The sequence below is a fragment of the Labedella gwakjiensis genome (genome assembly GCF_003014675.1).
Lineage (GTDB): Bacteria > Actinomycetota > Actinomycetes > Actinomycetales > Microbacteriaceae > Labedella > Labedella gwakjiensis.
Window position 1 is genome coordinate 2,969,602 of sequence record NZ_PYAU01000001.1, and the last position, 11,017, is coordinate 2,980,618.

At 71.4% G+C, this 11,017-nt stretch carries 9 protein-coding genes; 6 read left to right on the forward strand and 3 right to left on the reverse strand.

The features are described 5' to 3' along the window. Nucleotides 1-76 precede the first annotated feature (76 nt). Together CLV49_RS13975 and CLV49_RS13980 are read left to right on the forward strand one after the other, a co-directional pair. Nucleotides 77-1,012 carry a 5'-3' exonuclease gene (locus tag CLV49_RS13975; RefSeq protein ID WP_208019775.1) on the forward strand — a complete coding sequence of 312 codons (936 nt, stop codon included), beginning with the start codon at nucleotides 77-79 and terminating at the stop codon, nucleotides 1,010-1,012. Nucleotides 1,013-1,090: 78 nt separating this feature from the next. Continuing rightward, nucleotides 1,091-1,927 (forward strand): siderophore-interacting protein, encoded by an 837-nt coding sequence (locus CLV49_RS13980; RefSeq protein WP_106564084.1) that lies wholly within the window; start codon nucleotides 1,091-1,093, stop codon nucleotides 1,925-1,927. Nucleotides 1,928-1,949: 22 nt separating this feature from the next. On the opposite strand, the gene CLV49_RS13985 is transcribed toward CLV49_RS13980, so the two are convergent. The 3 genes from CLV49_RS13985 to CLV49_RS13995 all read right to left on the reverse strand — a co-directional run bounded on the left by CLV49_RS13985 (nucleotide 1,950) and on the right by CLV49_RS13995 (nucleotide 5,575). Further along, nucleotides 1,950-2,603, reverse strand: coding sequence for a class I SAM-dependent methyltransferase (locus CLV49_RS13985; RefSeq protein ID WP_106565119.1), 654 nt, complete (start codon nucleotides 2,601-2,603; stop codon nucleotides 1,950-1,952). Between the two features lie 79 nt (nucleotides 2,604-2,682). Then, nucleotides 2,683-3,834, reverse strand: coding sequence for a PQQ-dependent sugar dehydrogenase (locus tag CLV49_RS13990; RefSeq protein WP_106564085.1), 1,152 nt, complete (start codon nucleotides 3,832-3,834; stop codon nucleotides 2,683-2,685). Nucleotides 3,835-4,075: 241 nt separating this feature from the next. Further along, nucleotides 4,076-5,575, reverse strand: a complete 1,500-nt coding sequence (locus tag CLV49_RS13995) for a PucR family transcriptional regulator (protein ID WP_106564086.1) — start codon at nucleotides 5,573-5,575, stop codon at nucleotides 4,076-4,078. A gap of 73 nt (nucleotides 5,576-5,648) precedes the next feature. On the opposite strand from CLV49_RS13995, the gene CLV49_RS14000 reads away from it, so the two are divergent. The 4 genes from CLV49_RS14000 to CLV49_RS14015 are packed head-to-tail and all read left to right on the forward strand — an operon-like array spanning nucleotide 5,649 to nucleotide 11,017. Then, nucleotides 5,649-6,746: an S-methyl thiohydantoin desulfurase family protein gene (locus CLV49_RS14000; protein ID WP_106564087.1), complete on the forward strand. Its 1,098-nt coding sequence runs from the start codon at nucleotides 5,649-5,651 to the stop codon at nucleotides 6,744-6,746. Beyond that, the gene (locus tag CLV49_RS14005) at nucleotides 6,743-8,374 is read left to right on the forward strand and encodes a hydantoinase/oxoprolinase N-terminal domain-containing protein (RefSeq protein ID WP_106564088.1); all 1,632 of its coding nucleotides are present in this window, start codon (nucleotides 6,743-6,745) and stop codon (nucleotides 8,372-8,374) included. Before CLV49_RS14000 ends, CLV49_RS14005 begins: the two co-directional genes overlap by 4 nt. After that, nucleotides 8,371-9,954: an ABC transporter substrate-binding protein gene (locus CLV49_RS14010; protein ID WP_106564089.1), complete on the forward strand. Its 1,584-nt coding sequence runs from the start codon at nucleotides 8,371-8,373 to the stop codon at nucleotides 9,952-9,954. Before CLV49_RS14005 ends, CLV49_RS14010 begins: the two co-directional genes overlap by 4 nt. A 4-nt stretch (nucleotides 9,955-9,958) precedes the next feature. Beyond that, a complete protein-coding gene (locus CLV49_RS14015) occupies nucleotides 9,959-11,017 on the forward strand; it encodes an ABC transporter permease (RefSeq protein ID WP_106564090.1) in 1,059 nt (352 codons plus the stop codon).

The following is an 11,017-nucleotide window of genomic DNA, read 5'->3' on the forward strand; positions in this document are numbered from 1 at the left end:
CTATACGGTGCAACGGGCGCGGGGGCGATCCCATTCCCGCAGACGCAGATGTCGCCGGCTCGTGTCAGGATCACGTATGGCCGATCGACTGATGCTGCTCGACACCGCGTCCCTGTACTTCCGCGCCTTCCACGGGCTGCCCGATTCGATCACGCGGAAGGACGGCACGCCCGTCAACGCGATCCGCGGTCTGCTCGACATGATCGCGCGGCTCAGCACCGACTTCGAGGCGACGCATCTCGTCGCCTGCTGGGACGACGCGTGGCGGCCGCGGTGGCGCGTCGACCTCGTGCCGAGCTACAAGGAGCAGCGGCTCGACGAGAAGTCCACGGCGTCGCGGTTCGTCGAGGTGGTCCCCGAGGGCCTCACCGCTCAGATCCCGATGATCCGGGAGGTGCTGGAACTCGCCGGCGTCGCGATCGTCGGCGTCGAGGACCATGAGGCCGACGACGTGATCGGCACCTATGCGAGCACGGCCGCGATGCCGGTGGATGTGGTGACAGGGGACCGCGACCTCTTCCAGGTGGTGGACGACGACCGCGACGTGCGTGTGATCTACACGGCGCGCGGCATGAAGAACCTCAACGTGCTCGACGAGAAGGCCGTCGTCGCGAAGTATCGTGTGCTGCCCGAGCAGTACGCTGACTTCGCGACCCTGCGCGGCGACGCGTCAGACGGTCTGCCCGGGGTGGCGGGCATCGGCGAGAAAACGGCGGCGTCGCTCCTCGGCGAGTACGGCACGCTCGCGGCGCTGCGCGAAGCTGCGGCCGACGACGACGCCGACCTCTCCGCGTCCGTGCGGGGCAAGCTCGTCGCGGCGTCCGACTACCTCGAGGTGGCCCCGCGGGTCGTCGCCGTGGTGCGCGACCTCGACGTGCCGTCGCTCGACGACGCGGGCGCGCGACTCCGTCCGGTGACGGGTGACGATCGTGCCGCGCTCGAGAAGCTCGGCGACGACTGGAACCTCGGCGGCTCGCTCACGCGTTTCCTCGCGGCCCTCGACGGCCGCTGACGTCTCTCCTCGGAACGAGGGGATCGGTACCGACGCCGCGAGGGTGTGATGGGATGTAAGGGTCACCTAAGGAGATCCATGTCGACCGCAACGCCTCCCGCCCGTCCGTCCAAGCCGGCTCGACCGCAGGTCACCCTCGAGGTGCTGCGGCGGGAGCAGCTGAGCCCGCACCTCGTGCGGATCGTGCTCACGGGCGAGCAGTACGAGCTCTTCGAGCCGAACGGGAAGACCGACGCCTACGTGAAGATCTTCTTCGCGAAGCCGGAGCTGGGGCTCGAGCCGCCGTACGACGTCGCAGCGCTTCGTGAGACGCTCGCTCCCGAGGATCTGCCGGTGACGCGCACCTATACGATCCGCTCGGTCGATCCCAGGGCTCGCACGCTCACGATCGACTTCGTCGTGCACGGTGACGAGGGCCTCGCGGGGCCGTGGGCCGACCGGGCGCAGCCGGGCGATCGCCTGACGTTCGCCGGTCCCGGCGGCGCCTACGCTCCGGACCCGGAGGCCGACTGGCATCTCTTCGCCGCCGATCAGTCGGCGTTGCCGGCGACGGCCGCGGCCCTCGAGGCCCTGCCGGGCGGGGCACGCGGGCTCGCGTTCATCCAGGTGGCCGACGCCGCGGAGGAGATCCCGCTGACCGCGCCAGACGGCGTGGAGGTGCGGTGGCTTCACGGAGAGGAGCCCTCGATCCTCGTCGACGCCGTCGCAGGTGCTTCGTGGTTCGACGGTCGGCCGCGGATCTTCGCCCACGGCGAGCGTGAGGCCATGAAGGGTCTGCGGAACCTGTTCCGCGAGCGGGGTGTGGTGCGCTCCGAGCTGTCGCTCTCGGGCTACTGGGCGCAGGGCCGCACGGAGGACCGCTTCCAAGCGGAGAAGCGCGAGCCGATCGGTGTGATCGAGCCCGTCTCCGACTGACGGTTCGACGACCTCGCGGCCGTCAGCCCGCAGCCGGCTTGCGGGCGAGGAGTGTGGCGTCCGCGATCTCCACCTCGACGCCGTCCCGCACGGCGATGCGAGGACGCTCCTCCACCACGAGCACCTCCGCGTCGTCCGGCAGCGCTGGCAGGAGATCCGCCGCGAGGAACATCGCCTGCCGGTGGCTCTCGGACAGGTGCGTGAACAGCGGCGACGGCGCGTGGCCCACGACGAGGAGGTGCCCGCCGGGCGCCACCGCGTCCCACAGCCGCCGCGTCACCTCCACCATGCCGCCGTCCGGCGGATGCAGGAAGTGTGTCGTCACCAGGTCGAACGATCGTCCGTCCGCCTCGAACTCGCGGGCGTCGACCTGCCACCACGTGACGTTCTCCGCCACATCCGCGTCCTCCGCATGTCGGGCGGCGCGCGCGAGACCGTTCGCCGAGAAGTCGGCGCCGGTCACCGTCCAGCCTCGCGCGGCGAGCCAGATGACGTCGCCGCCCTCACCGCACCCCACGTCGAGAGCGGTTCCGGGCGTGAGGGCCGACGCCTCGGCCACGAGCTGCGCGTTGGCGTTGCCGCTCCAGATCGATCCGTCGCCCGCGTACCGCTCCTCCCATGCTGGCGGCTCGAACATCTCGGTGGCGGGGGCTGGCGTGCCGTGCTCATGGCTCATGCTCGTCACGCTACGACCGACGTGCCGGAACCGCGAGCTTCGTTGCCGATCCGGCAAGCAGCCGTGCGCTCGACCGACGTCACGGTGCGGGGGAGAGGGGGAGGCGGAGGATGCGGTCGTCGCCGTCCGTCGGTTCGCCGCGACCGTCGGTGTTGTTCGTGACCACCCAGAGGCTGCCGTCGGGTGCCTCGACCACGTCGCGGAGACGGCCGAACTCACCCGAGAGGTAGTCGGTCGACGACGTGGTGTCGGCGAGCGGCACGGAGCGCAGCACCTCCCCGCGGAGGTTCGCGACGAAGAGGGTGCCGCCCACGACCGCGAGCCCGCTCGGGCTCGCATCATCCGGGTTCCATTGCTGCAGCGGATCGGTGAACTCGGCCCGGCCCACGACGCCCTCCACGACGGGCCAGCCGTAGTTGGCTCCGGGGGTGATGAGGTTGAGCTCGTCCCACGTGTCCTGCCCGAACTCCGTCGCGAACATCGTGCCGTCCTCTGCCCAGGCGAGGCCCTGCACGTTGCGGTGGCCGAGGCTGTAGACGAGGGAGCCCTCGATGGGGTTGTCGTCGGGAACGCCACCGTCGAGTGTCATCCGAAGGATCTTGCCACCGAGCGCATCGGGGTCCTGCGGGGCGTCGCGGTTCCCGGCGTCGCCGACGGACGCATAGAGGAGGCCGTCCGGACCGATCGCGAGGCGTCCGCCGTTGTGGGTGCGGGCGGACGGGATTCCGTCGAGGATCGTCTCCGGGTCGTCGACACCGAGCGCTCCGGGTTCCCCCGTGAGCGAGTATCGCTCGATGCGGTTCCCGTCCGACCCCGTCGAGTAGACGTAGAGGCGCTCGTCGTCGTCGACGGTGAGGCCGAGCAGACCGCCCTCGCCGCCGGTCACGACGCCCTCGACGGTTGTGACCTCTCGCGTGGATCCGTCGTCGGCGAGCTCGAGGATGCGTCCGCTGTCGCGCTCGCTCACGATGGCGGTCTCTCCGACGAAGGCGACAGACCACGGGGCCTCGAGCCCCGTCGTGACATCAACGGGATCGCCTGAGGGAGCGACCGGTTCCAAGGCGTCCGCCGTCGGGCTCGGCGCCGGGGCAGCCGAGGGTGACAGCGCCGGCGACGTGATGGTCTCCGGCTGCGCGGCGCACGCGGACAGGAGCAGGCTGGCGGCGACGACGGCCGCTCCTCCGGATGCTCGTCTGCGGTTGGGGCGTGAGCTCGCGGTTCGGTGATCCATGCATCCACGCTACGCAGAGCGAGGCGATCCAGACAGGCCCTGGCGGGGCACGCCCACGACCATCACCATCGAGGGCGCCACGTCCGTGTCGAGGGCGCCAGGTGGAGCTGTAGCCCTCGCTCGGGAGTAGCCCCTTGGGTAGGGGGAGGGGGGGGGGGGGGGGGGGGGGGGGGGGGGGGGGGGGGGGGGGGGGGGGGGGGGGGGGGGGGGGGGGGGGGGGGGGGGGGGGGGAGAGAGGGGGTCAGCGGGCGGAGACGAGGCGGAGGCGGCAGGCGAGTTCGAGGGCGAAGCGGGTGTCGGGGTCGTCGAGGTTCAGCGCGAGGGTCTGCTCGATGCGGCGCACGCGGTAGTTCACGGCGTTGGGGTGCAGCGTGAGGAGTTCCGCTGCCCGCACGAGGGAGTTCCGTGTGCTCAGGTAGGCGAGAAGCGTGCGCACCGACGTGTCGGCCCGCTCGGACCCGAGGGCGTCGAGGGGAGACAGGATGTCGTCGAGCAGCGTGCGGCTGAGCGGGGACGCGTAGAAGTCGAGGAGCACGCGCCGGAGCCCGGTCACATCGGTGGACTCGATCGCGCCGAGGCGGCCGGACGCCACGGCCGACTCCGCGGCGATGCGCGCCTCCGTGGCCGACTGGCGCAGTCCCGCCGCACCGCTCTGCGGAGTTCCGAGACCCACGGTGAACGTCCAGTCCTCGCCCGCGAGCACGGCGGCCTGCCGAACGAAGCGCTCGACGACCTCGCGCAGTCTCCGCTGGTGGTCTGGCGCCCCGAGCTCCTCCGACGCCACCACGAGGAGGTCGTCGTGGAACGCCGCGACGTGCCACACCTCGTCCCTGTCGTCCACGAGCTGCAGGGCCCGCAGCTCGAGAGCCGCCACGAGCGAGACGGGCAGTCGCCGCTGGTCCTCGCCCGGTACGCGCGGCGTCAGCCACGCGACAGAGTGGGAGAGCTGGACGGGGAGACCGGCACGCGCCGCGTCGACCGCGAGCCCGTCGATGCGCGACGACTCCGCGAACAGGAGCTCGACGATGAGGTCGGCGCGCGATCGGACGGGACCGAAGCGGTCCTGCGACTCGCGCGACGCCGCCCGCGACAGGACGGACGCGATCACCGGGCGGGCGATCGACACCGCCGGGTCGTCGCGGTCGGCCACCAGACGGCCGATCGGCACCTCCCCGATGCAGACGGCGTCCGCCTCCGTCCACCGCACCCCCGGCACCTCCTCGATCCGCAGGCCGACGCCCAGAGCGGCGCTCGCCGCCTCGAGGATGGCTGCACGGATGTCCGGCGCCCCTGCGTCGGCGACGCGGCTCACCGCCTCGATCGCGTGCTCGGCGCGCGAGAGCGCACCGGCGGCGCCGCGCCGCACGAGGCGATCGACGAACACGGCGAGTTCGCTCGGGGCGGCGTCGGCTCCGAGCACGATGAGGGAGCCGCGTCCCGCGAGGGTGCGCGAGGTCTCGGAGAGGGTGACGTCGCCCGTGAGGACGAGAGCGACGGCGCGCGCCGAGATGGCGCGGCACACGGCGATGTCGATCTGGTAGGCCCGCGGCGCCTCGGCGGTGGGAAGCGTCGCCACGACGAGGCTGCCGGCGGCCGCGCGGGCGAGGTCGTCGAGCGCGAGCATCTCCACGCTCAGCACCTCGACACCGTCCGGATCGCCCGCGAGCACACGCGTGCCGAAGCGATCGGCCTGCTCGACGACCTCGCGGAGGTCGACCCGTTCACGCAGCGTTTGTTCCATGAGCACAGTCTCCCGCGATTCTCGGTCCTCCCGCCACATTGTCGCGCGTCCGATCTGTTCCTACTCTCGAATCATGAGCACCACGAGCGAGCCCTTGCGGCTCATCACACGCGACGACGTCGCGCCCCTCGCCGCGGGCGCAGCCGTCTTCGGGACGGGTGGAGGCGGCGCCGTCCACACGGTCCAGCTGTCCGTCGAGACCTCCATCGAGACCTACGGTCCCGTCCGCCTCATGCAGGTGGAGGAGCTCGGTCCGGACGATGCGGTCATCCTGCTCTCCGGCATCGGCGCTCCCTCGGTGGGCATCGAGATGCTCGGGGCGAGCGCCCAGGTGCACACGCTCATCGCCGAGGTCGAGCGCATCATCGGCCGTCCGGTCACCGCCGTCATGGCTGCCGAGATCGGCGGCAGCAACGGGGTCGCTCCCGTGGGCTGGGCGGCCTCGCTCGGCGTCGCGGTGCTCGACGCCGACGGCATGGGACGCGCCTTCCCGAAGTCCACGATGATCTCGATGAACGTCGCAGGGCTCGCGAGCGAGTTCGCCGTGATGGGAGACGTCATCGGCAACGTGAGTGTGCTCCGCACCCTCGACATGGAGTGGCTCGAACGTCACGCGCGCGCCTTCACGATCGCCGCGGGCGGCATCGCGATCGGCGCCCACTACCTCCTCACCTCCGAGACCGCGCCGGGCGCCGTCATCGAGGGCACCGTGAGCCGTGCGATCCACGTGGGCCGCCGCCTCCTCGGTTCGCCCGATCCCGTCGTCGACATCGCGGACGAGCTCGGCGCCGACGTGCTCGCGGGCGGCAAGGTCATCGACATCGAGCGTCTCACGGAGGGCGGCTTCACCCGCGGGTCCGTGACGATCCAGGGCATCGGGGCGGATCGCGACCGCCTCCTGCGCGTCGAGATCCAGAACGAGAACCTCGTCGTGATCGAGGACGGCGAGATCGTCGTGAGCGTGCCAGACCTCATCACGATCGTCGACACCGAGACGGGCGAGGCGATCTCCACCGAGATGCTCCGCTTCGGACAGCGCGTGAGCGTGCTCGCGTGGCCGTGCGATCCGCTGTGGCGCACCGAGCGCGGCCTCGAACTCACGGGTCCCGCCGCATTCGGATACGACCTCGCGTACGTGCCGTTCGCCGCGCGATCGGCGGTCGCCCGATGAGCGCCCGCGACCTCAGTGTTCGTGACCTCAGCGTCGGCATCGACGTCGGCGGGACCAACACCGACGCCGTCGCGCTCGACGACGCCGGAACCGTGATCGCGTGGACGAAGCAGGCCACGACCGTCGACGTCACGGGCGGCATCCGCGCGGCCCTCGCGGCCGTGCTCGCCGACATCGGATCCCGCCGCGACGACGTGTCCCGCGTGATGCTCGGCACGACCCACGCGACGAACGCGATCGTGCGCCGTCGCGACCTCGGCCGCGTCGCCGTGATCCGCCTGGGCGCGCCCGCGTCCACCGACTTCCCGCCGCTCGCCGGATGGCCGGCGGACCTCCGCGACACCGTGCTCGCCGGCTCGCTCCTGGCCGGCGGCGGCCACCTCGTGGACGGCTACCCGATCTCGCGCCTCGACCTCGATGAGGTGCGCCGCTTCCTCGACGGGCTCGGCGGTCGCGTGGACGCCGTCGCCGTGTGCGGCATCTTCAGCCCTTCCTTCCCCGACCAGGAGCTCGAGGTCGCCGCCGTGGCGCGCGAGCTTCTCGGTCCCGACATCCCCATCTCGCTCAGCCACGAAGTGGGCGAGCTCGGGCTCCTCGAGCGCGAGAACGCGACGGTGCTGAACGCCGCGCTCTACCGGGTGGCCCGCGAGGTGACGCACGCGCTCCTCGTCGCCGTGGCCGACGAGCGGCTCGACGCCGAGACCTTCTTCGCCCAGAACGACGGCACCCTCATGGCCGTGGACTACGCGGCGCGATACCCCGTGCTCACGATCGGCTCGGGACCGGCGAACTCCATCCGCGGGGCCGCCCGGCTCTCCGGTGCCGAGAACGCGATCGTGGTGGACGTCGGTGGCACCACGAGCGACCTCGGCGTGCTCGTCGACCGTTTCCCCCGGGAGTCGACGCTCCCGCGCGAGATCGGCGGAGTGCGCACCAACTTCCGCATGCCCGACATCCTGAGCCTCGGCGTCGGCGGCGGCACGATCGTGGACCTCGCGAACGGCGTCCCGCTCTCCGACTCGGTCGGTCACCGCATCACCGAGGAGGCCCTCCTCTTCGGCGGCGACACCGCGACCCTCACGGACGCGGCCTCCGTCGAGGCCCCCGGCACGATCGCGGCGCACGACCTGCCCCCGCTCGACCGCGCCACGCGTGCGGCCCTCGTCGCGGCCCTCGCCGTCGCTCGCGACCGCGTCGAGTCCGCCGTGGAGCGGATGTCGCTCGGCCGCACGAACCTCCCGCTCGTCGTGGTGGGAGGCGGCGGCTTCCTCGTGCCCGACTCCGTCTCGGGCGCGAGCGACGTGCTCCGCCCCGAGCGCGGCAACGTCGCCAACGCCGTGGGCGCCGCGATCGCCCTCGCGGGCGGTCGGGCCGACCAGATGTGCGACTACGCCGATCGTGTCGCCGCGATCGACGCGGCCAGCCGGCAGGCGATCGACCGGGCCATCCAGGCCGGGGCCGACCCGCGCTCCGTCGAGGTGGTGGACGTGCTCGAGACGCCCGTCTCGTACTCCACCCGACCGACCCTCAAAGTGTCCGTGAAGGCAGCGGGTCCCCTCGCCCGGATCGAACAACGCACCGACACCCCTGCACCACCCGTTTCGTACTCGACGAAGGGCACATCATGACCAGGACCGTCCGGGGGGTCGTCGTGACGACGACCGCCATCGCCACAGCACTCGCGCTCAGCGCGTGCGGCACCAGTACCGGGGGAGACCCGAGCGCCGATCCGACGAACTTCGTCTCCGGCGGCACCTTCACCATGGCCATCAACGACGACCCGGGCAACCTGTCGCCGCTGACGGGCGTCAACCTCGTGCAGCGCGCCCTCGTGCCCTTCGGCTACGAGTCCCTCGCGTACACGACGGAGGAGGGCGAGATGGTGCCCTCCATGGCCGAGAGCTGGGAGGTGTCGGGCACGTCCATCAGCTACACGCTGAAGGACGGCATCACGTGTGCCGACGGCACCGAGTTCACCGCCGAGACGGCCGCGAACAACTTCGCCTACCAGGCGAGCCCCGACAACGGCACGTTCTGGTTCGGTTCCAACGTCACGGAGGACATGACGGCCTCGGCCGACGGCAACGTCCTCACGATCGAGAGCGCCACGAACAACCCGTTCCTCCTCGAGAGCACCGGCACCGTCGAGATGGTCTGCCAGGCCGGCCTCGACGACCCCGACACCCTCGCCGACACCACGAACGGCACGGCGCTCTACGAACTGACCACGGCAGAGGCCGGATCGGCCTACACGTACACGAAGCGCGACGGCTACACGTGGGGTCCCCAGGACGTCACGAGCGACACCGAGGGCCTCCCGGACGAGATCGTGGCCCGCGTGGTCGCCGACGAGGCGACCGCGGCAAACCTCCTCATCTCGGGCGAGCTCAACGCCGCCTCCGTGATCGGTGCCGACCGCGAGCGCATCGAGGCCGCCGGCCTCGACTCCGTGGGTACGCTCAACCCGATCGGCCAGATGCTCTTCAACGAGCGAGAGGACCGTCCCACCGCGGACGTCCGCGTCCGCGAGGCCCTCACGCTCGCCCTCGACCAGGACGCGGTCGGCGAGCTCGTGACCGACGGCAGCTACCAGCCGTCCGTCTCGCTCGTGAACAAGACGCCCCTCACGTGCGTCGCCGACGGCCCCCTGTGGGAGCTGCCCAGCCAGGACGTCGACAAGGCCGCCGAGCTCCTCGACGAGGCCGGCTACGAGGCGGACGCCGACGGCGACCGCGGCCTCACGATCCGCTTCCTCTACGACGCCGGAACGCCGACCCACGGCGCCGCGGCCGAAGAGGTGCAGGCGGAGTGGAACGAGCTCGGCATCACGACCGAGCTCGTGGCCGAGGACCCCACCGGCTGGTCGACCGACCTCTACCAGACGTACGACTGGGACACCGGCTTCATCCAGCTCGCCCCGTCGAGCCCCGTGGTGCTGAGCCTCTTCTTCCTCGGTGAGACGAGCGAGAACGGCGGCTACAACTTCATGGCCGTGGAGAACGAGGACTACAACACGCTCGCGGAGCAGGCCTTCCAGGCCGAGGACTCCGACAGCGCGTGCGACCTCTGGCTGGAGGCCGAGAAGGAGCTCATCGACCGCGTCGACACGTTCCCGCTCGCCGACACCGTCTCGCCGACGTGGCTCGAGGGCGTGACGCTCGAGATGCCGGGCAGCATCGCACCGACCACCATCCGGATGCTGGGCTGACCCCATGACGCTCCCCTCGACCACCGTCACGACGGGCACGACCACGGGCGCGGACGCCCCGACTCCGTCGACCGCCGCGCCCGGTGGTCGGGGGGAGCGGCTCCGCGTCCTGGCGGGGTCGCCGCGGCTCGCCTTCGTGCTGCGGCGGCTCCTCCGGGCCGTCGTCTCCCTCGCCATCGTTTTGATGGCGTCGTTCTTCCTTGTCCACCTCGTTCCCGGGGACCCGGTGCGAGCGGCTCTCGGCCCCACGGTGTCGCCAGAGGCCGTCGAGGCGCTCCGGCGCTCGCTCGGCCTCGACCTCCCGCTCTGGCAGCAGTTCACGAACTACGTCGGCGGGCTCTTCACCGGCGACCTCGGGGTGTCGGTCACCTCGCAGCGACCGGTCGCGACGACGATCGCCGAGCGGCTTCCGACGACGCTGCTCCTCTCCGTGATCTCGTTCCTCATCGCCGCCCTCGGGGCGTTCCCCATCGGCGTCGCGACCGCGGTCTCGGCCCGGAGCGGTCGTCGTCGCGCCGCAGACCTCGGTGTCTCCGGACTGCTCGGCATCCTCATCGCCATCCCGAACTTCCTGCTCGCCGTGCTGCTCATCTCGCTCTTCAGCGTGGGACTCCAGTGGTTCCCCCCGGCGGGCTGGGGACAGCCGTCGCAGGTCGTGCTGCCGGTGGTCGCCCTCGCGATCGGTCCGCTCGCGTACCTCGCCCGCATCGTGCACGTCGAGATGCTGCGCGTGCTCGACGAGCCGTACATCACCACGGCTCGCAGCAAGCGGCTGCCCGCGCAGATCCTCTACCTGCGCCACGCCCTGCCGAACATCGTCGCGGCATCGCTCACGGCCGGGGGCGTCGTGCTCGTGGGCCTCGTCGCCGGAACCGTGCTCATCGAGACGGTCTTCGTCATCCCCGGCATCGGGTCGACGATCGTCTCCTCCATCACCACGAAGGACTACCCGCTCATCCAGGGCGTCGTCCTCGTCTACGCGGTCCTCGTCCTCGCGGCCAACCTCGTCATCGACCTGGCGCTCGCAGTGCTCGACCCGCGCTCCACGATCGCGGAGGCCTGA

Excerpts from the sequence above, each read along its gene's own strand:
- CLV49_RS13995 (WP_106564086.1), bottom strand. The coding sequence starts at position 5,575 with ATGGAACAAACGCTGCGTGAACGGGTCGACCTCCGCGAGGTCGTCGAG.
- CLV49_RS13985 (WP_106565119.1), bottom strand. The coding sequence starts at position 2,603 with ATGAGCCATGAGCACGGCACGCCAGCCCCCGCCACCGAGATGTTCGAG.
- CLV49_RS14010 (WP_106564089.1), top strand. The coding sequence starts at position 8,371 with ATGACCAGGACCGTCCGGGGGGTCGTCGTGACGACGACCGCCATCGCC.
- CLV49_RS13980 (WP_106564084.1), top strand. The coding sequence starts at position 1,091 with ATGTCGACCGCAACGCCTCCCGCCCGTCCGTCCAAGCCGGCTCGACCG.
- CLV49_RS14000 (WP_106564087.1), top strand. The coding sequence starts at position 5,649 with ATGAGCACCACGAGCGAGCCCTTGCGGCTCATCACACGCGACGACGTC.
- CLV49_RS14015 (WP_106564090.1), top strand. The coding sequence starts at position 9,959 with ATGACGCTCCCCTCGACCACCGTCACGACGGGCACGACCACGGGCGCG.
- CLV49_RS13990 (WP_106564085.1), bottom strand. The coding sequence starts at position 3,834 with ATGGATCACCGAACCGCGAGCTCACGCCCCAACCGCAGACGAGCATCC.
- CLV49_RS14005 (WP_106564088.1), top strand. The coding sequence starts at position 6,743 with ATGAGCGCCCGCGACCTCAGTGTTCGTGACCTCAGCGTCGGCATCGAC.
- CLV49_RS13975 (WP_208019775.1), top strand. The coding sequence starts at position 77 with ATGGCCGATCGACTGATGCTGCTCGACACCGCGTCCCTGTACTTCCGC.